Below are 21,694 nucleotides of genomic sequence, written 5' to 3' on the forward strand. Positions count from 1 at the left end.
GTACTCCTAAATTGTGGCTTTTGTGTAAATATTTTACGAGAAAGCACTCGGTTACTTATTGGTAACTAATTGACACCTAGTTTCTAAAATATATCATTAAAGTATCTTCATGCAAATAGGGCATTTCTAATGGCTAAGGTATCTCTGGTTTATTTTTCAGGCTATGGTCACACTAAGGTTTTGGCAGAAACTTTTGCCGCACAAATTGAAGCGAATTTGATTGAAATTAATCAGGATGGTGATATTCAGGATCAAGACTGGCAGACGCTAGACGATTCTGCTGCAATTGTATTTGCAGCACCAACCTATATGGCTGCGGCACCATGGCAATTTAAAAAATTTGCCGATGCAAGCTCTAAGAAATGGTTTACGCGCGCTTGGCAAGCCAAAATTTTTGGTGGTTTTACTAACAGTGCAAGTCTAAATGGTGATAAACAAGTCACTCTAATTCAGTTCCAGACATTGGCATCACAACATGGTGGTATTTGGGTCAGTTTAGGTTTATTGCCTGCCAATACTAAAACAGCAACCCGTCAGGACATCAATAATCTGGGTGGTTCAGTCGGTGCACTGATTCAAACTCCTGCGGATGCCAGTGTGGATGAAATTCCAGAAGGTGATATTGAAACAGTCAAAAGTTATGCAGAGCGTATTCAAACGATTACCGATCGGTTTAGCCTAACAAAATAATGGTGTTCAATATTGGCTCAGATTTAACAGATCAATCCGACAACTTTTGGATCGCAAACTGATTAAATTTGAGCCAATTTCCATTGTCACTCTTTATTGAAAATCTAAGTTGAAAAATAAAAAATGGGATAGGTTATTGAGGTTCAATTTATCTTTATCATCATGTGAACTAACCAATGAATTTTCTAAAATCACGTATGATCCGATAACAAACGTACAATCCGCTCAATGAAAATAAAATCAATGCGCCTAAGATATATTTTAAATTGTCTATATCATTCTGATAAAACTGTTGAATATCTTGCTGTGACCAAGTCAAAGCGGTGGGTTGATTGTTTTGAATGTCTATCCATTGAATATTTTGAAAATAAAGATAATTTCCGATTGATTGAATAGTCGCTTTGCGGATGTAACGTGTACTAAATAGATTGTATTGATCCGTACAAACAGTTTTTAAATAGTGTTCACAACTGAGCTTCATCACATAACCGTGATCTTTTAGCACGATCAGCGCAGATTGATCTGGTTTTTGATTATTCGACATCAAGATGTATTGATGATCTGCATCTGTATCAAAATGCACGACTTTTCGACTTTCATACAGCTCATTACTGTTTAAAATATCCTGCGCTTTGATAAGACATGTGATGACCAAAGCGGCAGTAATTACAAAAATACAGATCGCTAGACTCAAGCGGAATATTTTCTTGATCGTTTGATGCATACTCATCTACTAAAATTTTAAAATTAAACCCAAGACTTTAACATTCGAACCTGTTCAAGCATGTTGATTGTAAAAACATCATACACTCTTTGAATGGGTAGATTTTATGTTAAAAAAGCTAATTATTTCACAGATTGAGAGAAACTTTTCGTTAAAATTATCATGACTTTGAAATGACATTTTGATGTGTATTTTTATTAGAAATAATTGAAAACGGTTTCGGTTATTCCTGTAATAAGTGAAGGACTTTTATGGGTAATTATTTTTTACTACAAGCACTGAGCGTTATATTTGCACTTTCAATTGCAACTACGATGTTCAATAAGCGAATTTTAGATTTTCCTCAAGCCATTGGCGTGCCTATTGTTTCGGCGGTGTTGGTATTTGTTTTGCAATGGGGGGCGAACTTACTTCAAGGCAATCAATTTATCACCATCAATATCCATAATATTGAAGAAGCGGTACGGGGGATTGATTTTTATGACTTTTTAATCAATGGTGTGATCTGCTTCATCTTAACCTCCTCAGCGCTCAAATTTAAAATATCTGATTTACGAAACCATTGGAAACCGATCGGGATACTGGCCACGATTGCACTATTGCTTTGTGCGATTCTTTTTGCAGGGTTAATGTATGGTTTTCAATTTTTGATTGGTCATCCAGTTCCTATACTTGTATTACTCCTTTTAGGATCCGCTTTGGGTGCAACAGATCCGATCGGTATTAAGGGTGTACTGAGTTCAGTTCGCGCTCCCCATCATCTAATCGTTAAATTAGAAGGTGAATCTTTATTTAATGATGCTATGTGTATTGCGGTATTTATGACCTTACTCAATGTATTGCAAGGGGAGCATTTCTCTCTGATGCATACACTTGAAAATTTCGTTTATGAGATTGTCGTTGCTGCGATGATTGGCTGGGCATTCGGTTTGGGGATTCTACGCTTACTTCGTGGGAAACATGAAATGGAATCGCTGATTTTAACAACAGCATTACTCGCTTGTGGTTCTTATTTGGTGGCATTATTCGCCCATGCTTCCGCACCGATTGCTTGTGTGATTGGGGGATTAATCGTAGGTAACAAATGGAAAGAAATATTACAGGAACGAGAAATCCGTGAAGTTAATCATTTCTGGCATACCGTGGAAGGGATTATTAATTCTTTCCTTTTCACATTAATTGGGCTTGAACTTTTTATTCTGGATTTAAATGCAAGCATGATTTTTGGTGGGATTCTTGCATTTATTGCGCTACATATTTCCAGATTTGCAGCAAACTTTTTATCCTTCTCATTTTTTCCATCATTTAGATCAAAGAGTTATAATGGTAGTTTGACGATATTATCTTGGGGTGGCGTACGTGGAGGGATTTCTTTAGCATTAATATTAGCAGTCGCAAACGTTCCTGAATTACGTGAATATAGTAGTATTTTAATTGGTTATACATTTATTAGCGTACTTCTTTCGGGTGTTGTTTGTGGTTTGGGTTTACCTGCGGTGATGAATGCATTCTATTATAATCCGAATGAGGAAACTCAAGGGTTTAAAGGTTGGTATCAGCAGTTATGCCATAAAATGAATCGGCGTGGGTTTAAATATATTGTTGGTGAAGATGCCAATGGAATGGAGACTATTACGATTTACAACCCTGAAGTCATTATTGATAAAAAATCAGAAGATGGAATAGCCTCTGTGCATAATCCTAATAAAATTGAAGAGGTTAAACGTTTAGAGAATCCTGATAATTTTTAATGGGTTAGTTCTTTTTAGGTAGTTTTCAATATAGCTAAAAGTTTATGGATGTAACTTTTAGCTTTTTTATTAGACTTCTTTCATAAATTATATTTTAACCCGAATGAATGCTGTTTAAGCCAAAAATTCAAATTATGGAATCATTGGCTTAAACAGGATTTGGGTTAACTACTAAGCCATAAAAAAAGAGTTTTTGTATATTACAAAAACTCTTTAAAATAGAAACGCTAATTCAAATTCGCTGTAATCTTTTTCAAAATACCTAAAATCACATCAAACTCGCTTTGAAGTGGAGTACTTTTGCGCGTGATTAAGGCGAGGGTGCGACTTGGAGCATCCTGAAGTGGTTTGATTACTAACTCATCATTGCCTTTTAACATATGCGTTTCAATTGCAATCGCAGGTAATAGGGTAAAACCTAAGTTTGAAGATACCATTTCAATCAGGGTAGGTAAGGAGCTGGCTTTCAGACGATTGTCATTTTTACGCTCGCCAATTGGGCAGGCACTTAAAGCATGATCACGTAAACAATGACCTTCTTCTAAAAGCATCAATCTGGATAAATCAAGATCATCCAGAGATTGAGCATTTAAAGAATGTTGATCATGTTTATTACAGACGAGGTATAAGTCTTCTTTGGCAACTTCTGAGACTTTTAAGCCGCGGGTATCAAATGGTAGAGCCAACAGCACCATGTCCAGATTGCCATGTTCAAGGCGCTCTACAATTTTTTCACTTTGTGCTTCGTGTAGATGCAGCTGAATCTTAGGAAGCTGCTTATGCACCTCTTCAAGAAGTGGTGTCAAAATAAAGGGCGCAATGGTCGGAATAATCCCCAAATGGAGATCTCCTGTGAGAGGTTCACTCATTTCCCGACTTAAACGCATCAAATCCTGAGCATCTGCCAGTAAAACACGAGCTCGCGCAACCACTTGTTCACCAAGCGGAGTTAAACGCACATTTTGGCGGTCACGTTCAACCAGAACGCCACCAAGCAAACGTTCAAGTTCCATAATCCCGCCCGACAAAGTCGACTGCGTGACGAAAGAACGACGTGCTGCTTCTGTAAAGTGCAACGTTTCTGACAGCGTCACTAAGTATGACAGCTGTCTCAATGATGGTAATGCAGCCATAGTGTCCTAATTTGATGTTCTAAAGTGGTTCGCAAATAAACCGCTAAGTTGTGGAATAAAATGTGCAGGGATATCATGCCCCATTCCATGAATTAATTCAAATTTGGCATTTGAAATTGCTTTGGCAACAGCTTTACCATGACTTGGCGGAAGTAACCGATCTTGTGATCCGTGAACAACAAGGGTGGGCTGTTGAATTTGCTTATCAAGTTGTAGTAATGAACCTGTACATAAAATGGCTAAAAATTGTTGTAACACGCCCGCAGGATGATAACTGCGTTGATAAAGTTTGCGTGCAGTTTGCATGGCTTCCATTTGATTGACATAACCCGGTGAGCCAATAATTTCATAAAGTTTTAGGCTATGATTAATAATACCATCTTCATCATTGGATTTAGGCTTACCAATCAGACTAAAAAGCTGTTTGGGAAATGGAGGCGGTAGCAAGACCTGATTATTACTGGTAAATAATAAACCTAATTTTTCTACTTTTTCAGGATATTTCGCCGCAACAATCTGGGCAATCATCCCGCCCATAGATGCCCCGAGTACATAAACCTTACCCAATTGCATTTCATCAATCAACATGGATACGTCTTCAGCCATATCATAAAGGGTATAAGGCGCGCCTTGATTGCCTAAGCCTAATGCAAAGCGTCCCATGAGCTTAAGCGTATTTAAACGTTTTCCTTTATGTCGAATCTTGGAGGAAAGACCAATATCACGATTATCGAAACGAACGACATGAAAGCCTTGATCGATCAATGATTTACAAAAGAAATCAGGCCAGAATAACATTTGGGCGCCCAAGCCCATCACCAATAAAATCGTTGGTTTTTTAGGATCGCCACCGACTTCGACATGAAGTTCAAGTCCATTGCTCAGTTTGACTTTTGTTTCATGCATAAATGAGGTGTAAGGTGAAACTTTGTATTCCAAGGCGCTATTCATTTTTCTTTTGATTCTCCAAAAAGGCATTTAACAAGATAAATGCCTTGGATTATTTAAACCTTAAATTTGGGCTGGAATCAAGTCTGGAACGAGTTTTGTTAAGGTTAAACGTTGTTTTGCTGCTGTTGGCCCAAGCAGTACAAAGCCACGTAATGTCCCCTCAGCATCTGAAGCTTTTGCAAGCATGCCATCTTCAAGCTCTTCAGTTTCCCAATTGACGTCAACATCTACAGGGGCGGGAAGTACAGTCAGAGGTGCCGCTGGTGTTTTAACAGCAACGGGCATGGCAGGATAATGTACAGACGTTGTTTGTCCAGTTAATGTTTTGGCGAGTGCACGAGCTTGCTGCATAATTGGCATAACATAAGGAAGCAATGTTCCATTGACTTCGGCACAGTCGCCAATTGCAAAAATATCAGTTTGATTCGTTTCGAGTAAACTGTTGGTAATGACACCGCGACTGGTTTGAATCTCGGCGGTTTTTGCCAACGAGATATTAGGCTGTAAACCAATGGCTGAAAGGACGATATCTGCAACGAGGGTCTGCCCGTTGGCAAGTGTAACCGCATAATCCTGCCCATCATTTATTTTTGTGACTTTTTCAACTGTGGTTGAAAGTACAAAACGAATGCCACTTTGTTCTAGATTTTGTTGGAATGCTTCGGCTACATGGGCTGGCAATAGACGACCTAAAGGACGAGGTGATAAATCAATGACGGTGACATCATGATCTGTATTTTGAAGATCATTTGCAAATTCGCAGCCAATGAGCCCAGCGCCCAAAATGACCACACGTTTGTCATTACATTGCGCAAGATTTTCACGAAATGCTCGATAATCAATCAGTGAATTCACCACATGAATGTCATCACTTCCATCGCCTGCAATGGCGAGACGAATCGGATTTGCACCTACAGCCAGCACTAATTTTGAATAGGGTTGGATGTTTTGTTGTCCATCTTTTTCTATGACTAGTTCATGACGATCTGCATGAATTTCTTTGACCCATGTATGCGTCTGAATTTGCATATTGAGTTGTGTTGACATTTTTTCGGCATCACCCAACTGAATTTGTTCAGGTGCTTTATTGCCAACAAGTGCATTAGATAAAGTCGGTTTAGCATAATTTACTGCATCGTCAGCACAAATCATGAGAAGTTCATGGTCTGGGTTTAATTTCCTAAACTCGCGAGCCAACGTGTAACCTGCCATGCCTGATCCAATGATGACGATAGGATGCATTGCGTACTCTCCATTCACAGTAAATGATTAACTTTTAAGTAAAAAGACCATGAATTGTACATGGTCTTGATGAAACATATTAGATTTCGATCATTTCAAAATCAGCTTTTGAAACGCCGCAATCTGGGCAAGTCCAGTCATCTGGAATGTCATCCCATTTTGTCCCCGGTGCAATGCCGTCTTGTGGCCAGCCTTCTGACTCGTCATAAATCCATCCACATACGATGCATTGATATTTTTTCATTTGATTCTCCAACCCGATAAGTTCGCTTCAGCTGCCTGTCGTAAAACGAATCCATTCTCTAAATATAGACTCTAGCGATAAATGCAATCATATTTATACAACTTATGATTTTTGCGCAGATCATCAGCTAAGTAAAGCAATTAAAGGAGTTTAATCATTCAGAATAAAAGCGGAATGGCAGCTTGGGACAAAAGCGTGGTTATTTGGGCAATGAAGCCAATCAAGTCATTTTGAATAAAAATAAATTGATTTTTTACAATTGGTTGTATCGCGGTTTTCTTGAAAAAGTGGCGTGATAATTAATGAATAATCTTGTTGTTGGTTGGTCTCACTGGTCTAGTTAAATATGAAGGTGTAAAATTAAGACATTCATTTGCCATCTTAGATTGTATTTATGACCGCTCTTGCTCAGACTTTATGGTCGCATATTCGGACTGTGCCTGATTTTCCTAAAAAAGGCATTTGTTTTTATGATTTAACTCCTTTATTTGTCAAAGAACTAGACTTACTCACTGATGCATTAATTGCGGCTATTCCCGAGTCACAATTACAACAGGTCGAAAGTTTTGTTGCAGTGGAGGCAAGAGGATTTGTATTAGCCACGTTATTGGCACAACGATTACAAAAAGGTTTATTGTTGGTGCGTAAGGCGGGCAAGCTACCACCACCAGTTGAATGTGTTGGTTATAGTCTGGAATACGGTTCAGATCAGTTAGAAATGTCAGCGCAAATTGAAGCGCAAAAAGTGATTTTGGTAGATGATGTGCTAGCGACAGGTGGAACCTTAAAAGCGGTTAATCAACTTTGTCAAAAATGTGGACATCAGGTTTTGGGTGCCGTTATTTTACTGGATTTGCCAGATCTTCATGCGGATTTAGGTTTATCAGTCTGGCATGTGCTGGATAATAAATCTGAGGGTTATTCTGAATAAATCATATCCATAAAAAGAGAATGAGACCTCATTCTCTATAGGCGCTTTAGAATAATTTTCAGATTTACTTAAAATACTGTTTTTGAATATGTTCAATCAGATGATTGATCTTTTCGGGCTGTTCAAGACGATGATGACCACCTTCAACAGCATCGATTAGCATATAGTTTTCCAATTGTGATTGAACTTCACGCATATCGATCACCTCATCACCTAATTCAAGATAAGCCAGTCGTGGAAGATCGTTATCCAGATCTTCAGGCGCAATAGGGGGATAGTCATCACGAAAATGAGGGGTTAAACTTGGGTTAGCCACAATCGCAGCCAATTGATATTGACTGGAGAGTTTAAGCGCCCAATATCCGCCTAGACTATGTCCAATCAGAATATTTGGTCGAATGCTTTGAATAATATTTTGATAAAAATGTGCAACCGTTTCATAGTTTAAATTGCGATAATCGACATCAATACAAAACTTGTTTGTACTTTGAATAGCATGAAACTTGGTGGATTCACGCGAGGAGTCCAAGCCATGCAAAAATAATATTTTAAATTGATCTTGCAACATTTTTATTTAAACCAGTAGTTTGAATAAACTGGTCATTCCATGTCCACAGCTATTCGTTTTAAAAGCACCTCAATGTTTAAATATTTTACTGTGAAGTGTGGAGAATGAATCTTAGATTTTGGTCTAAGGAGATGGGTTAAAGCATTCAAGAAAACAGGATTCACATGAATTTCAAAGATACAGCCGAAGAAATCATACGAAAATCTGATGACATCTGCTAAACTCTACGACTTCATTTTTTTACTTAATCGAGGCAGAGATGACGCAACAAAACGCTCAATCGACTTCTGAACCCATTATTTCCGAAAACGATTTAATTGCACAGCGTCATGCCAAGTTAAAACAAATTCAGGACAATGCCAAGCAAAGTGGCCAAAGTCCGTGGCCAAACAGCTTTAAACGCGAACATTACGCTGCTGATTTACAAGAACAATTTAAAGATCAAGATAAAGCACAGATTGAAGCGGCTGAACATATTTATGTGAAAGTTGCAGGGCGTGTCATGCTTAATCGTGGATCATTTATGGTGATTCAGGATATGACAGGTCGTATCCAACTGTATGTGGACCGTAAAGGTTTGCCCGCAGAAACTTTGGAAACCATTAAGAGTCTGGATCTGGGCGATATTATCGCGGCTGAAGGTTATATTGGTCGTTCAGGCAAAGGCGATTTATATGTTCACCTTGAAGGCTTTGAATTACTGACCAAATCGTTACGTCCATTACCAGACAAATTTCATGGTTTAACCGATACCGAAGCCAAATATCGCAAACGTTATTTGGATTTGATCGTCAATGAAGAAACGCGCAAGACTTTTGAAATTCGTGCCAAAGTGGTTGCAGGGATTCGTGCATTTTTGAACAATGAACGTTTTATGGAAGTTGAAACCCCAATGATGCATATCATTCCGGGTGGTGCTTCTGCGCGTCCATTTGAAACGCATCACAATGCATTGGATATGCCATTATTCTTGCGTATCGCGCCTGAGCTTTATTTAAAACGTCTGGTGGTAGGTGGTTTTGAACGTGTGTTTGAAATTAACCGTAACTTCCGTAATGAAGGGGTATCGACACGTCATAACCCTGAATTTACCATGATCGAATTTTATCAGGCTTATGCAGATTATAAAGACCTGATGCAATTGACTGAAAACATGCTAGAAAAATTGGCTCTGGATATTCTGGGTAGTACAGATGTGCCGTATCAAGGCGAAGTATTCAGCTTTAAAGGGCCGTTTAAAAAGATTTCCATGTTCGATGCGATTTTAGAAAATAATCCAGAATTTACGCCTGAAAATGTGAATGACCGTGAATTTTTGGCTAAATTTACTCAAGACGTATTAAAAGAACAGGTAAAACCTGGCTTTGGTTTAGGTAAATTACAAACGATTGTGTTTGAAGAAACCGTTGAAACCAAATTGCGTCAGCCTACATTTATTACTGAATATCCAGCGGAAACGTCACCACTAGCGCGTCGTAACGATGACAACCCACATATTACCGATCGTTTTGAATTCTTTATTGGTGGTCGTGAATTGGCGAATGGTTTCTCGGAGTTGAATGATCCGATCGATCAAGCGGAACGTTTTCAGGCGCAGGTTGCAGAAAAAGATGCAGGTGATGATGAAGCGATGCACTATGATGCTGACTTTGTGGAAGCACTTGAGTATGGTTTACCACCAACCGCAGGTGAAGGCATCGGAATTGACCGTTTGGTGATGTTGTTTGCTGATGCACCAAGTATCCGTGATGTCATTTTATTCCCACATATGCGTCGGAAAGAAGGTTAATATTTTAAAAGCAAAAACAAGCGCCTAAATAGCGCTTGTTTTTTATTGATGCAGATAAATTATTTTTTAATGGCTTGTGTATAACGTTCGTTGACTTTATTCCAGTTCACCACACTCCAAAATGCCTTGATATAGTCCGCACGACGATTTTGGTATTTTAAATAATATGCATGTTCCCAAACATCCAATCCGAGTAAAGGCGTACCTTTTGTTTCAGCAATATCCATGAGTGGATTATCCTGATTCGGTGTTGAGGTGATGGCAAGCTTTCCATCTGGCGTGACGATCAGCCAAGCCCATCCTGAACCAAAACGACCTGAAGCCGCTTCGTTAAATTTTTGTTTAAAGGCATCTAATGAACCAAAGTCCTGATTGATTTTTTTCAGCAGTGTTGCGCTTGGTTGCCCTGTTTTCGCTGTGGGTGCTAGGCTATCCCAAAAGAAGGTATGGTTAAAATGACCACCACCATTATTACGAACAGCTGTATTGTATTTTGAAATCTGTTTTTGTAACTGAATGAGTTCGATTTTGTCGAGCTCTGGATAAGTCTTAATCTGTGCATTCAAGTTATCGACATAAGCTTTATGATGTTTGCCATAATGAATTTCCATGGTTTGTTGATCAATGGCGGGCTCTAAAGCATTGCTGGCATAAGGTAAAGGTGCTTGTTTAAAGTCAGCAAGTGCAGACATACTGATGACTGATGTAGTTAAAAGAAAAAGCGTAGTCTTAAATGCTCGTGTCATTGGATCGTCCTTATATGTCGAAAACCTTTTCAGATCACATAGTAACGGGTTTATTATAGAGAATGATTCTTGGTTACATATATATAATAAATTTTGTATCAAATTGATCGAAAATTAAATATTTTTTAAGCTTTATATTGATCATTTTTAGACCTATTTCAGACATTCTTTTATTTCTTTTTGCGGAAGAAAAACAAAAGGCGGCTTCAAACCATGACGACAGAAGCCTTTTGTCTAAACATACGCAGCAATACTATTTTTTATTTATCTCAAATAAACTGCTCAATAGAATTTAAGTCATGCATCACCCGATATTGTATTTTGTATGCTAAATGTTCTTAAATTTTAAATGTCACCCAGTATTTCAATGTATTTGAGTATTTGATGAACAGATGGTCGCTAAAGGTGTTGACGCTTATCCTGCTTCTATAGATAATGCGCACACAGTTTATGGCTATGTAGCTCAGTTGGTTAGAGCACCGCACTCATAATGCGGGGGTCACAGGTTCAAGTCCCGTCATAGCCACCATTTTTAAAGATCATGTACCTTACGTGATCTTTTTTTTTATTTACATTTTTCGTTCATCTACTTTTGTTAACATCAAGTTCAATGTTTTAGTTTTCTAATTAAAAACGAACTTATGCATTTTCATCACCTCACTTTCAGGAAGTTATGACATGAATAAGTCAGTATTACTACTTACAACAAGTATTATTTTTAGCTCGAGCGGCCTATGGGCATCCGATTTAAGTTGGGGTGATCCTCAAGAAAATCTGGGGGAAATCAAACTTTCAGGTGCAATACGAACTCATTTTTATAGTAAGGATTATCAGGAAAAAGCCAATGAGGGTCAAAATAATCTCTGGCGTTTAGCAGATATTCGTCTGGTGCTGGATTATGAAAATCCAGATTGGCTGGCTTCGATAGATGGACGCTGCTATCGATATGATCAACTTTGTGATGCCGTTTTTTTACGTCACGCATGGATAGGCTACAAGTTGAATGATGAACAACGGATAAGTTTAGGTTTGCAGCCTATTAATTTTGGATTAGGTGAATTTTGGGGCAGTAGTTATTATGAAACGCTCATGAATACCGTAGGGTTCGAGGATGTTTCCAATCTTGGAATCCAATACCAACTTCATCATGATGACTATCACGCCAGCTTTGCATTCTATCCAAGTGATGGTGGAAATTATAAAGGCACATCAAAAGATGCCAGTCGTTATACTCCAAACTTTGTGGAATCAGATGATTTAACGACGGGAACACATTTAAAAGAAAAAAATATGTGGATCGCAAGATTAACCAAAAAAATTGAGTTAGATGAACGTCGTCAGCTAAGTACAGAGCTAGGGACATCTTTTTGGTATTCAGAGATTGAAAATAAACGTACTCATCGCGATGGACATCGTAACACATGGAATGTTTTTGCTACGACTCAATTAGGTCAGTGGCAATGGCTTAGTTTATATGGTCAGCAGAAGATCAATAATCAGGACGATATGTTCCCAGACAGCTCAACCATGGGTGCTTTTGATAGCAATTACCAACTAGCAAACCAAGGACACTATTTGCTCAATGAAGTGAATTATACCTTTGAGCAACCCTATTTTCACTTAGAAAATATTAAGCCGTATTTATCGCATAGTCGTTTCTTTAAAGATGAATCAGGTTATAAAGATTCAGAACGTTTAATTGGTGGGATTGCATTTAATTATAAAGCCATTGGCGTTCAGGCTGAATATCTTATGAGTCGCAATGACCCGATGAACGGCGGAGACGCTGACAGTTTGGCGCAGGGAAATCAAACTCAGAATGGCTGGGATAAAATGTTTTATCTCGCGGTGGGTTATTATTTTTGATTATTAGGTTTTAAGCTCAATACATAATAGAAAATGTATTGAGCTTAAAGATTAGTTCGATTTTAAATGTTTAGAAATCATATTAAGCGTATCTGAACGAAGGTAAAATGGTTTCAATAGATTAAAGATTAAAGGCTCTAATAAATCCTGTTCATCCAATGCCTGAATCGCCTTAGGATAAAAACGTAAAGCTTCTGTTTGTATATCTTGTTCAGTTAAGCCAACTCCAAACAGTAAATCTTGCAGGGTTTCATCTTCATAAAAACGATAGAACACCTCAACTCCATGTAAAATCAGATTTTGCATTAAAGGCGATTGGCGCAACTCTTTCCAATACTCATAAATTAGAACAAAGAATTCTTCAATATCAATGGGTTTAAGCTGAGAGGCGTATTGATAGATAGTTTTCTCTTTGACATCATCCCAAATATCACGAATGAGAATTTCCAAATCCTCATTACTTAAAATGCTTAACCCAGCAAGTTGTTGCTGAATAAACTCAGCTAGATAATCTTCTAGCTTTTGTTCAAGGCGTTGCTGCTGAATGCTCGAAAACTGAAGTAATTTACGTTTCCATTCAGACTCAGCGCGTTCTGGCAAGTGACTTTTGGAGTTTGAGGTTGTAAATAATACAGGAAGCTTATTTTGTAAAACCGTTGTAGCAATAAACTGACACAACTGCCGAATCGCAGGACTACTTTTCAAAAATTGGTTCAAGTAAACCCGCACATTATCGAGTTCTAGAAATTTGGATAACCAGATTTCAAATTGATAATCAGAAACCAAGTCATTGACGGTGGCCGTAGACTGAAGCATATATAAATAAATTTTTTGCGCAATTTCACCAATAAATTCAAGCAAACCAGCGCCAAGCTGCATTTCTAAGGCATAGCGTTTGACTACATCTTGTAGTTGCTCAAGGCTCACCACTTGACCAAGTGTCAAATGTTGTGAGGTATTAAATATGAGATGGGTAATATGCTGTAGATATTCTGGTGAATGTTCACCAGTAAGCTGCTGTTTAAAATAACGCACTTGCTCAAGCAGAAGTGCTTGAGCAAGTTGTTCGCTAGGCGATAATGTCTGATCCGTGACAGTTTGATCCTTAGATGTCATCTGGTCTCCAACCATTTACGATAGGGTAGCGGCGTTCGCGACTAAAAGCACGTGAGCTGATACGCGGTCCAATCGCGCCCTGACGACGTTTATATTCGTTTCGATCTACAAGACGAATGACTTTTTCAACAACTGCTTTATCAAAACCTTTGGCAATAATATCGGCCTGACTTTGATCTTCTTCAATATAGGCATACAGGATTGCATCCAGAATATCATAAGCAGGTAATGAGTCCTGATCTTTTTGGTCTGGACGTAATTCTGCTGATGGCGGTCGAGTAATCACACGTTCAGGAATGACAGGCGTATCACTTAAACTATTACGATACTTCGCCAACTCAAATACGATGGTTTTATAGACATCTTTGAGGACTGCAAAACCACCGACCATATCACCATACAAGGTACAATAACCGACTGCCAGTTCAGATTTATTGCCTGTAGAGAGCACCAGATTACCAAATTTATTGGATAATCCCATCAATAGCGTACCACGTGCACGAGCTTGCAGATTTTCTTCAGTAGCATCGGCAGGACTGTTGCCAAAAAATGGATACAGGGTTTGCATAAAGCTATTCACAATATTGTGAATTTCAGCAATCCCAAAGGTTACGCCCATGCGTCGTGCTTGTTCAGAAGCATCTTCAACACTGATTTGCGCCGTATAAGTATAAGGCATCATGACAGCTTGTACTTTATCTGGACCAAGAGCATCCACTGCAATTGCAAGTGTTAGTGCCGAATCGATACCGCCAGATAAACCTAAGATTACACCTGGAAAACCAGAACGCTGAACATAGTCACGGGTTGCCATGACCAAACCTTGATAGATTTCAGCAATCGCATCCAGATTTGGCGATGGATCAGCCACATTAAACTTTTTATCTTCAGGATTAAAGTCTGTGAAATAAAGAGCTTCTTTAAAGCTAGGTGCTTTAAGTGCCAGACTGCTGTCATGATTGATAATAAAACTACTACCATCAAAAATCAGATCATCTTGTCCACCGACTTGATTGACATAAATCAAATTCACATTAAATTGTTTAGACAATTCCGTCAGGGTTTGTACACGATGTTGTGGCTTACCGACTTCATAAGGGGATGCATTTAAAATAACAATACTATCCACATTGAGCTGTGTGACTTGCTTAACCGTATTGATTGACCAGATGTCTTCACAAATCAAGACACCAAATTTATGACCTAAATATTCAAAAACAAGATGCTGATGACCTTCATTAAAATAACGTTTTTCATCAAACACACCGTAGTTAGGTAGATTGTGTTTGTTATAGATGCCGAGGACTTGACCGTCTTTCATCACCGCCGCTGAGTTATAACGTTGGTCTTCTTCGGTCAAATGTACAAAACCAAATACCATGACGATATCTTTGACTTCAGCAAGCTGTTTAAAAGCTTTATCGATACGTTTGGCAAGTGCTGGACGTAACAATAAGTCTTCAGAAGGGTAACCAATCACTGAAAGTTCTGGGAAAATAATTAAATCAGCATTTTGTTTTTTTGCTTCAAGCGCCTGCTCAATCATTTTTTGAGCATTTGCATCTATATTGCCAATATGCGGTGAAAATTGGGCAAGGGCAATTTTAAAACTTTTCATCCAAACCTAATCCTAGATTAAATATATAGATATACACAACATGTTGATTTATCATTTTTTTTGTTCAACTTTGCGTATGAGGTAACAAAGTAAATTAACGTATAACGTAAAAGCGCAAGGTGGATAATATATACCAATCCAATGTTTTTCGGCGTAAAAAATGACAAGTTTTTGCATATTATTATGGAATACTTACAAATTGACATTTTTTAAGCAACTCATCATAGCATTATATTAAGCAAATCATGATGTGTTTAGAAATAAGATGATATACGGTTTAAACAAGCACTTGATAGTTCAAAAACGCTTACTGACCCATGCTGAAAAGCAACTGGCAATGAGTGTGTTTGGCACATCTATTGAACTTGAGCATATTCAAATTGTGGCGCATCGCTTGGTTTTAAAACACTATGCGATTAGCCCTAATGGCAATATTTATTTTCATCCAGCAAATTGGTGTGAGGATTTTACTCAAGATACGATTTTAAAGCAGTCGTGGTTTATTCATGAACTGGTACATGTTTGGCAGTATCAGCAAGGTGTTAAGCTGATTCGTACCGCTCTATTTGATCGTAAATATAATTATGTGTTACAGCAGGGCAAGCAGTTTTTTCAATATGGTATTGAACAGCAAGCACAGATGGTACAAGACTATTTTATTCGCTTGCATACAGGACAACCCTGTCAAGATCTTGCTACATGTATTCCATTTATTCCAAAATAAAACGTAGAAGTATCGTTGACTTGGTTATGGATAGGAAGTTGAATTGTGTGTTGATCAAAACTGAAGATTAATCATTAGAAAAATAAACGATCTAAAAGCGTCAGAGGTCAAATCGCAGCAATGATTTAACCTCTGTCACTTGGTTTAAACTGGGAAATTTAAACCTAAATAAATGCTGTTATTGAGAGAGTCTTCGATTATTGAGCTGGCTGTGTAGGTTGAGCTTGTCCTTGAGCTTCAGCAGCATTTTCAGAACCAGGTTGAGCTGAGGTAGGTTGACCAGCAGCTGACTCAGGCGTAGCTGTGTTTGGAGATTCTTGAGTGGATACTACCACTTTTTCTTGCTCTTGAGCATGATCTGCTTTTGCAGCAAAAGTAGTAGCAGCAGCTAAAGTAAGTGATGAAGCTAGTAGAATTTTAACGAGTTTCATTGGAGGCATCCTTTATTTAAATTAAAAAAAGCGATCAGTGAATGACTTTGAGTTGAGTAATCAAACGACTTCGCTTGAACATCATGCTAGAAGTTCTGTTGACAGGCAGCAATCAATGCAACAATGCTTAACGAGTAGATTTACACAAAAATTACAAATGGTGGGTGACTGTATTTTTATTGTAAAAATCATGCAATTTAATCCTGTAAAAAGTGTATGGATTTATTTCATGATGATTAAAAATGAACCAATGTCATTACTCATATTTACACAAACACAGACAAACAGAGAATAGCTAAATTGGATATTTCACTAAATAAATGGATTTTAATTATTTTATTGAATATGTGGTGTGATTTTTATCACAAAATGACTTTAAGTGAATGTATCAAGAAAGAGCTAGGTATTTTTAAAAGATCCATAATAAGATAGATCAAGTCGCTACAAAGACGTCTGAAAAAGCCAAAATGCTCCCATGATTGATAAGCTGAGTTTAACGTGAAAATTATTAATTCAAGCCCTGTTCCCACTCATATTCTTTCAGGATTTTTAGGTGCAGGTAAAACGACGTTGCTGCAACATTTATTACAACAAAAGCCTGAGCATGAAGTCTGGGCAGTCCTCATGAATGAGTTTGGTCAAATTGGCGTTGATCAACAGCTTTTGCCGCAGCAGCAAGGGTTTGAAATCAAAGAACTGCTTGGTGGTTGTATGTGTTGTAGTAGCCAATTGCCTTTACATATCGCGTTGGCGCGGTTGCTCTCCGAGTCAAAACCAGATCGTTTATTTATAGAACCCACCGGATTAGGGCATCCTGCACAATTGATGGAACAACTGACTGAGCCGCATTGGCAAAGTAGTCTGGATATGCGGGCATTGGTCACAGTGGTGGATGGCAGTCGATTACATGAAAGTAATTGGGTCAAACAAAATCTCTATGAAGATCAGATCAAGGCCGCTGAAATAGTCGTCATTTCGCATACAGATGTGATGACCTTTGACGATGATCAGGCATTGTTGCAACTTCAACAAGAATATGAGGTTTACCAACAACAATGGTTAAGTGCCGCGCATGGGGAGCTTCAGCTAAAACAGATTGATCTGGCACATGTTATCCGTGAACGTAAAATTCAGCCCTTACTGATCCAGCAAAGACAACAGTCGACTGCGGAACAAGCAATTGAAATCAAAGAATTACCTTACCATTATGTAGAACACGCGCAGGGTTATATGGTTGCTGGCTGGAAATTTCCGCGTCGTTGGATCTTTAATTTTGACCGATTATTGGATGTGTTATGCGAACAGCAGAATTGGTTGCGTATAAAAGCCATTTTTCATACCCATCAGGGCTGGATGTATTTTAATTGCAACCCGAAACAGTTTAATTATAAAACGGGTGAAGAAAATATTGATAACCGCATTGAAATGATTAGTCAGCATGAGCACAACTGGCTCAAACTGGAAACTGATTTATTGGCTGCGAGAATAGAAACCTGATCAGGTTTCTATTCTATGTTTAAGATTATTTGAGGTTTATAAGTCAATTTATTTTTGATCTAACACTGCTTTCGCCTGTGCATGGTCAATATCTTTTTCCCAGTGTGCGATGACAACAGTCGCAACACAGTTGCCGATGAGGTTGGTACAGGCCCGGACAATTCCAATAAACCAATCCACCGAAAGAAGAAGTACCAGACCAATGGCAGGTAAACTTGGAATTACCGATAAAGTCGCGGCTAAAATCACCAAGGCTGAACCTGGAATACCGTGCGCGCCTTTAGATGTCACCAGTGAAACCAATAAAATAGCCAGTAGGTCATGCATGGAAAGATCAATATTGCAGGCTTGTGCAATGAAAATAACGCCCAAAGTTAAGTAGATGGAGAATCCATCCAGATTAAAAGAATAACCCGTTGGAATGACCAAGCCGACCGTTGAATCTTTAATACCAAGCGCTCTGAGCTTTTTCATGATTTGTGGCAAAACAGAATCTGAAGACGCTGTACCTAAAACAATGGAAAGTTCATCTTTAAAGTAGTTTAAAAACTTGAAAATATTTAAACCTGCAAGTTTAAGGATAGAACCCAAAATCACTACCACAAAGACAATACAGGTCAAATAAAACAAAATCACCAGATAGCCCAGTTGCATGAGCGAGTCTAGTCCAAATTTTGCTGTGGTATAGGCCACCGAACCTAAAACGCCTAAAGGTGCGAGACGAATAATCAGTCCCATCATCTTGAATAAAACTTCAGAAAAAGCTTCGATGGATTGACAGACCAGTGATGAAAATTGTTTAGGAATCAGCAGCAGACTGACACCAAATAAAATGGCAATCAGTAAGACTTGAAGAATGTCGCCATCAGTAAAGGCACCGAATAAGGTTTTCGGAATAATATGCAAAATAAAATCTGAACCTGAACTAATCGCGTGTGCACGTTCGGTATAGGTACTTAAATCCTTACTGTCGAGCTTAGTAATATCAATATTCATTCCGACGCCAGGTTTGAAGATATAAGCAACGGCAATGCCCAGCATGAGGGCGATAGTCGTGACTACTTCAAAATAGAGAATGGTTTTTGCACCAACTTTTCCCATTTTTTTAATATCACTTGCACCATAAATACCCAATACCACAACACAAAACACGATAGGGGCAATCAGCATTTTGATCAAATAAATGAAACCATCACCTAATGGCTTTAAATTTAAAGAAAAATCATGAAAACTTAGACCAATTACGATCCCCAAAATCAATGCAATAATGACTTGAAGAAAAAGACTGGATTTAATTTTTTGCCACATTGTACAGGTTCATCATCGAAAATTTCCCCAAACATTGCAAAAAGCTCGCCAATTTGAGATTGGGCCATCAAAAAAAGAAAATAACTAAAGATCAGACAATGCTGCAATGTCAGGAAATTTGAAAAAATAGATGAAAACGATAACTTCAATCTGATTGCTAAAATCGGGTATGCTAGCGCCCATCAAAAATGGACAGTTTCATTATGGCGCTAAAAGCAACAATCTATAAAGCAGACTTAAATATTGCAGATATGGATCAGCATCAATATGGTGATTATCAACTCACATTAGCGCTGCATCCTTCTGAAACTTTAGAGCGTTTGATGGTTCGTATCGTGGCGTTTGCACGTTATGCAGATGAACAACTCGAATTTACCAAGGATTTATTTGAAACCGATGAACCTGCTTTATGGAAAAAAGATTTAACAGGTTTACTTGAGCAGTGGATTGAAGTGGGTTTGCCGTCTGAAGATAAAGTCAAAAAAGCGGCTGCGCGTTGTAAACAGGTGGCTGTGATTGCTTATGGCTCACAAGTCGATGAATGGTGGAAAAGAAATCCTAAAATTAAAACCCTTGAAAATGTGGAAGTCTGGCAAATTTCAGCAGAGAGTTCAGCACAACTTGAGCAACTTAGTCAGCGTACCATGCAATTACAACTGAACGTGATGGATGGTGAGTGGACACTCATCGGTGATCAGGCGCAAGTTGTGATTCAATGGACACAGTTACAAGGGTTATAATCTTGGCAAGATAAGCCACATTATTTGATCTGGAGAAATGTATCATGACCGCAGAACTAGAAATTATCGATTTGAAAGTAGGAGAGGGTAAAGAAGCCGTTAAAGGAGCTTTAATTACCACACATTATACAGGCTGGCTTGAGGATGGAACCCAGTTTGATTCTTCACTGGATCGTGGTCAATACTTTGAATGTGTCATTGGCACTGGTCGTGTGATTAAAGGTTGGGATCAGGGCATTATGGGAATGAAAGTTGGCGGCAAACGTAAGTTGATCGTTCCTTCGCACCTTGCTTATGGTGAGCGCAAGATGGGTAAAATTATTCCTGCAAACTCAAATCTTATCTTTGAAATTGAATTGTTCGATGTCAAAACGCGTGATGATTAAACTTTAAATCATCTCACACATCGAATCTTTTATTTCGATATTGTAGGTTCGATGTGTGAGCAATTTATGGTGCATTTTAAACTGTGATGTTTAAATGAATAAAAAAACAAGAGACCTCTTTCATAAGTCTCTTTTATTTCTTCCTATGTAAGAAATAAAAGAGTTTAAACAATGATGAAAGAAGTCTTATATATCTTAAATTTTTAACATCATAAAAAAGAATAGTCCGAGCTAAACCTAAGCTGAGTTAGAAGAGATCTACTTGTTTAAATAAATTTACAACAATTTTATGTGATTTATTTGACTTTTATTTGTGTAAAATTAGATCAATAGGCAAAATACAACTGAATGCTATAAATGCTAAGCGAAGCTAAATATTTTCTAACAAACTTTGAAAATTTGGCTTCATATAAATTCTAAGATAAAAGCAACAATAAGAGAGACCACGACGATGAATGATTATTCTGATTTAACCGCGACAGAGCTTTTAAAAGAGCTACACCACTTCTTTATGATTGATACTACTGAGGATGAGTATCCTGGATTGTGGGTGCAAGAAAAAGTTAATTTTGATAAGCATTATTGGCTAGATGAAGACGGCTTTGTTGCATAAATAAATTTCATCCCCATACATGTTAGATGAATACAGAATCAAAAAGCCGATACAAAACAACGAACTGGTCTGAGTACAATCAGGCTTTACGTCAACGGGGTGCTTTCACCATTTGGTTTGATCCCCAAATGCAATGGTCTGCAACACCTACTGGAAAAAAAGGACGTCAACCTACCTACACTGATATAGCAATTCAATTTGCCCTGACGATACGAAACCTGTTCCAACTGGCTTTACGCCAAACACAAGGTTTCATTCAAAGCCTTTTTCAAATGGCTCACCTCGACTGGAATGTTCCAGACTTCTCAACATTGAGTCGGCGAGCAGATAAGCTGCAGCCACTTCTACATAAATCAGCAAAAAATCCACAGGAAGACTTGCATATTTTAGTTGATAGCACAGGGATCAAAGTTACAGGTGATGGGGAATGGGTGCGTAAAAAACATGGCGTAAACCAACATCGTCAATGGCTGAAATTACATCTTGCGACAGATGCAAACAGTGGAGAAATACAAGCGGTTGAAGTCACGACCTGCCAATATGGTGATGCTGAAATGCTCCAACCTCTTTTAGATCAAATTGATGAACCCATTGCATCTGTCACGGCTGATGGTGCTTATGACACA

General features: G+C 38.2%; 21 protein-coding genes, 1 tRNA gene and 1 pseudogene. 12 read left to right on the plus strand and 11 right to left on the minus strand.

Annotation, left to right across the window (positions count from 1 at the left end; genetic code table 11):
- Positions 1 to 129: 129 nt before the first annotated feature.
- Positions 130 to 690 carry a flavodoxin family protein gene (locus J500_RS11495; protein WP_004996489.1) on the plus strand — a complete coding sequence of 187 codons (561 nt, stop codon included), beginning with the start codon at positions 130 to 132 and terminating at the stop codon, positions 688 to 690.
- Positions 691 to 859: 169 nt separating this feature from the next.
- On the opposite strand, the gene J500_RS11500 is transcribed toward J500_RS11495, so the two are convergent.
- Positions 860 to 1,414, minus strand: a complete 555-nt coding sequence (locus J500_RS11500; RefSeq protein WP_004996491.1) for a hypothetical protein — start codon at positions 1,412 to 1,414, stop codon at positions 860 to 862.
- Between the two features lie 251 nt (positions 1,415 to 1,665).
- Between J500_RS11500 and J500_RS11505 the strand changes: the two genes are divergently transcribed.
- Positions 1,666 to 3,165, plus strand: a complete 1,500-nt coding sequence (locus J500_RS11505) for a cation:proton antiporter (protein WP_004996495.1) — start codon at positions 1,666 to 1,668, stop codon at positions 3,163 to 3,165.
- A gap of 227 nt (positions 3,166 to 3,392) precedes the next feature.
- On the opposite strand, the gene oxyR is transcribed toward J500_RS11505, so the two are convergent.
- The 4 genes from oxyR to rubA all read right to left on the minus strand — a co-directional run bounded on the left by oxyR (position 3,393) and on the right by rubA (position 6,735).
- On the minus strand, positions 3,393 to 4,298 hold the full coding sequence (gene oxyR, locus J500_RS11510; protein WP_004990358.1) for a LysR family transcriptional regulator OxyR: 906 nt from the start codon (positions 4,296 to 4,298) through the stop codon (positions 3,393 to 3,395).
- A gap of 6 nt (positions 4,299 to 4,304) precedes the next feature.
- A complete protein-coding gene (gene estB, locus J500_RS11515) occupies positions 4,305 to 5,249 on the minus strand; it encodes an esterase EstB (protein WP_004996498.1) in 945 nt (314 codons plus the stop codon).
- Between the two features lie 60 nt (positions 5,250 to 5,309).
- Complete coding sequence (rubB, locus tag J500_RS11520; protein ID WP_004996500.1) at positions 5,310 to 6,491, minus strand: rubredoxin reductase RubB; 1,182 nt, start codon at positions 6,489 to 6,491, stop codon at positions 5,310 to 5,312.
- A gap of 79 nt (positions 6,492 to 6,570) precedes the next feature.
- The gene (gene rubA, locus J500_RS11525; protein ID WP_004990351.1) at positions 6,571 to 6,735 is read right to left on the minus strand and encodes a rubredoxin RubA; all 165 of its coding nucleotides are present in this window, start codon (positions 6,733 to 6,735) and stop codon (positions 6,571 to 6,573) included.
- Positions 6,736 to 7,129: 394 nt separating this feature from the next.
- Between rubA and J500_RS11530 the strand changes: the two genes are divergently transcribed.
- Positions 7,130 to 7,666, plus strand: a complete 537-nt coding sequence (locus tag J500_RS11530; RefSeq protein ID WP_004990346.1) for an adenine phosphoribosyltransferase — start codon at positions 7,130 to 7,132, stop codon at positions 7,664 to 7,666.
- A 64-nt stretch (positions 7,667 to 7,730) separates the two neighbouring features.
- Here the strand turns inward: J500_RS11530 and J500_RS11535 are convergent, their stop codons facing one another.
- Positions 7,731 to 8,234 (minus strand): YqiA/YcfP family alpha/beta fold hydrolase, encoded by a 504-nt coding sequence (locus tag J500_RS11535; protein ID WP_004996503.1) that lies wholly within the window; start codon positions 8,232 to 8,234, stop codon positions 7,731 to 7,733.
- 259 nt (positions 8,235 to 8,493) lie between these two features.
- Between J500_RS11535 and lysS the strand changes: the two genes are divergently transcribed.
- Entirely contained in the window at positions 8,494 to 10,023 is a 1,530-nt protein-coding gene (gene lysS, locus J500_RS11540) for a lysine--tRNA ligase (protein WP_004996504.1), read from the plus strand.
- A 59-nt stretch (positions 10,024 to 10,082) separates the two neighbouring features.
- Here lysS and J500_RS11545 read toward each other — a convergent pair whose 3' ends face one another.
- A complete protein-coding gene (locus J500_RS11545) occupies positions 10,083 to 10,769 on the minus strand; it encodes a superoxide dismutase (RefSeq protein ID WP_004996509.1) in 687 nt (228 codons plus the stop codon).
- A 452-nt stretch (positions 10,770 to 11,221) separates the two neighbouring features.
- Here J500_RS11545 and J500_RS11550 point away from each other — a divergent pair.
- Both J500_RS11550 and J500_RS11555 read left to right on the plus strand, forming a co-directional pair.
- A tRNA-Met gene (locus J500_RS11550) sits at positions 11,222 to 11,298 on the plus strand.
- Positions 11,299 to 11,447: 149 nt separating this feature from the next.
- Positions 11,448 to 12,635 carry a hypothetical protein gene (locus J500_RS11555; protein ID WP_034699716.1) on the plus strand — a complete coding sequence of 396 codons (1,188 nt, stop codon included), beginning with the start codon at positions 11,448 to 11,450 and terminating at the stop codon, positions 12,633 to 12,635.
- 51 nt (positions 12,636 to 12,686) lie between these two features.
- Here the strand turns inward: J500_RS11555 and J500_RS11560 are convergent, their stop codons facing one another.
- Both J500_RS11560 and J500_RS11565 read right to left on the minus strand, forming a co-directional pair.
- Positions 12,687 to 13,751: a hypothetical protein gene (locus J500_RS11560; RefSeq protein ID WP_034699719.1), complete on the minus strand. Its 1,065-nt coding sequence runs from the start codon at positions 13,749 to 13,751 to the stop codon at positions 12,687 to 12,689.
- Complete coding sequence (locus J500_RS11565) at positions 13,741 to 15,369, minus strand: NAD+ synthase (protein WP_034699722.1); 1,629 nt, start codon at positions 15,367 to 15,369, stop codon at positions 13,741 to 13,743. Before J500_RS11565 ends, J500_RS11560 begins: the two co-directional genes overlap by 11 nt.
- A 265-nt stretch (positions 15,370 to 15,634) precedes the next feature.
- On the opposite strand from J500_RS11565, the gene J500_RS11570 reads away from it, so the two are divergent.
- Complete coding sequence (locus J500_RS11570) at positions 15,635 to 16,093, plus strand: hypothetical protein (protein WP_004996512.1); 459 nt, start codon at positions 15,635 to 15,637, stop codon at positions 16,091 to 16,093.
- Positions 16,094 to 16,290: 197 nt separating this feature from the next.
- Here the strand turns inward: J500_RS11570 and J500_RS11575 are convergent, their stop codons facing one another.
- Complete coding sequence (locus J500_RS11575) at positions 16,291 to 16,524, minus strand: hypothetical protein (RefSeq protein WP_004990327.1); 234 nt, start codon at positions 16,522 to 16,524, stop codon at positions 16,291 to 16,293.
- Positions 16,525 to 17,022: 498 nt separating this feature from the next.
- On the opposite strand from J500_RS11575, the gene J500_RS11585 reads away from it, so the two are divergent.
- Entirely contained in the window at positions 17,023 to 18,021 is a 999-nt protein-coding gene (locus J500_RS11585; RefSeq protein WP_004996514.1) for a CobW family GTP-binding protein, read from the plus strand.
- Between the two features lie 48 nt (positions 18,022 to 18,069).
- Here J500_RS11585 and dctA read toward each other — a convergent pair whose 3' ends face one another.
- A complete protein-coding gene (gene dctA / locus J500_RS11590) occupies positions 18,070 to 19,329 on the minus strand; it encodes a C4-dicarboxylate transporter DctA (RefSeq protein ID WP_034699726.1) in 1,260 nt (419 codons plus the stop codon).
- Between the two features lie 203 nt (positions 19,330 to 19,532).
- Here dctA and J500_RS11595 point away from each other — a divergent pair, with 203 nt between their 5' ends.
- From J500_RS11595 to J500_RS11605, 4 genes and pseudogenes are all read left to right on the plus strand, one after another.
- Positions 19,533 to 20,069 carry a YaeQ family protein gene (locus J500_RS11595; RefSeq protein WP_004990315.1) on the plus strand — a complete coding sequence of 179 codons (537 nt, stop codon included), beginning with the start codon at positions 19,533 to 19,535 and terminating at the stop codon, positions 20,067 to 20,069.
- A gap of 44 nt (positions 20,070 to 20,113) precedes the next feature.
- Positions 20,114 to 20,455, plus strand: coding sequence for an FKBP-type peptidyl-prolyl cis-trans isomerase (locus J500_RS11600; protein WP_004990308.1), 342 nt, complete (start codon positions 20,114 to 20,116; stop codon positions 20,453 to 20,455).
- A 451-nt stretch (positions 20,456 to 20,906) separates the two neighbouring features.
- On the plus strand, positions 20,907 to 21,068 hold the full coding sequence (locus J500_RS17400; protein ID WP_155757821.1) for a hypothetical protein: 162 nt from the start codon (positions 20,907 to 20,909) through the stop codon (positions 21,066 to 21,068).
- 26 nt (positions 21,069 to 21,094) lie between these two features.
- Positions 21,095 to 21,694, plus strand: a pseudogene (locus J500_RS11605) (IS5-like element ISAba10 family transposase); the annotation flags it as partial.

The sequence above is a fragment of the Acinetobacter sp. 479375 genome, from assembly GCF_000581715.1.
GTDB classification, from domain to species: domain Bacteria; phylum Pseudomonadota; class Gammaproteobacteria; order Pseudomonadales; family Moraxellaceae; genus Acinetobacter; species Acinetobacter ursingii.

Bases quoted from the DNA above. Each gene is read 5' to 3' on its own strand.
- J500_RS11545 (WP_004996509.1), bottom strand. From the start codon at position 10,769: ATGACACGAGCATTTAAGACTACGCTTTTTCTTTTAACTACATCAGTC.
- rubB (WP_004996500.1), bottom strand. From the start codon at position 6,491: ATGCATCCTATCGTCATCATTGGATCAGGCATGGCAGGTTACACGTTG.
- J500_RS11500 (WP_004996491.1), bottom strand. From the start codon at position 1,414: ATGCATCAAACGATCAAGAAAATATTCCGCTTGAGTCTAGCGATCTGT.
- oxyR (WP_004990358.1), bottom strand. From the start codon at position 4,298: ATGGCTGCATTACCATCATTGAGACAGCTGTCATACTTAGTGACGCTG.
- J500_RS11495 (WP_004996489.1), top strand. From the start codon at position 130: ATGGCTAAGGTATCTCTGGTTTATTTTTCAGGCTATGGTCACACTAAG.
- J500_RS11570 (WP_004996512.1), top strand. From the start codon at position 15,635: ATGATATACGGTTTAAACAAGCACTTGATAGTTCAAAAACGCTTACTG.
- J500_RS11535 (WP_004996503.1), bottom strand. From the start codon at position 8,234: ATGTTGCAAGATCAATTTAAAATATTATTTTTGCATGGCTTGGACTCC.
- J500_RS11530 (WP_004990346.1), top strand. From the start codon at position 7,130: ATGACCGCTCTTGCTCAGACTTTATGGTCGCATATTCGGACTGTGCCT.
- J500_RS11555 (WP_034699716.1), top strand. From the start codon at position 11,448: ATGAATAAGTCAGTATTACTACTTACAACAAGTATTATTTTTAGCTCG.
- J500_RS11565 (WP_034699722.1), bottom strand. From the start codon at position 15,369: ATGAAAAGTTTTAAAATTGCCCTTGCCCAATTTTCACCGCATATTGGC.
- J500_RS11505 (WP_004996495.1), top strand. From the start codon at position 1,666: ATGGGTAATTATTTTTTACTACAAGCACTGAGCGTTATATTTGCACTT.
- J500_RS17400 (WP_155757821.1), top strand. From the start codon at position 20,907: ATGAATGATTATTCTGATTTAACCGCGACAGAGCTTTTAAAAGAGCTA.
- J500_RS11600 (WP_004990308.1), top strand. From the start codon at position 20,114: ATGACCGCAGAACTAGAAATTATCGATTTGAAAGTAGGAGAGGGTAAA.
- J500_RS11560 (WP_034699719.1), bottom strand. From the start codon at position 13,751: ATGACATCTAAGGATCAAACTGTCACGGATCAGACATTATCGCCTAGC.
- lysS (WP_004996504.1), top strand. From the start codon at position 8,494: ATGACGCAACAAAACGCTCAATCGACTTCTGAACCCATTATTTCCGAA.
- dctA (WP_034699726.1), bottom strand. From the start codon at position 19,329: ATGTGGCAAAAAATTAAATCCAGTCTTTTTCTTCAAGTCATTATTGCA.
- rubA (WP_004990351.1), bottom strand. From the start codon at position 6,735: ATGAAAAAATATCAATGCATCGTATGTGGATGGATTTATGACGAGTCA.
- J500_RS11575 (WP_004990327.1), bottom strand. From the start codon at position 16,524: ATGAAACTCGTTAAAATTCTACTAGCTTCATCACTTACTTTAGCTGCT.
- J500_RS11595 (WP_004990315.1), top strand. From the start codon at position 19,533: ATGGCGCTAAAAGCAACAATCTATAAAGCAGACTTAAATATTGCAGAT.
- estB (WP_004996498.1), bottom strand. From the start codon at position 5,249: ATGAATAGCGCCTTGGAATACAAAGTTTCACCTTACACCTCATTTATG.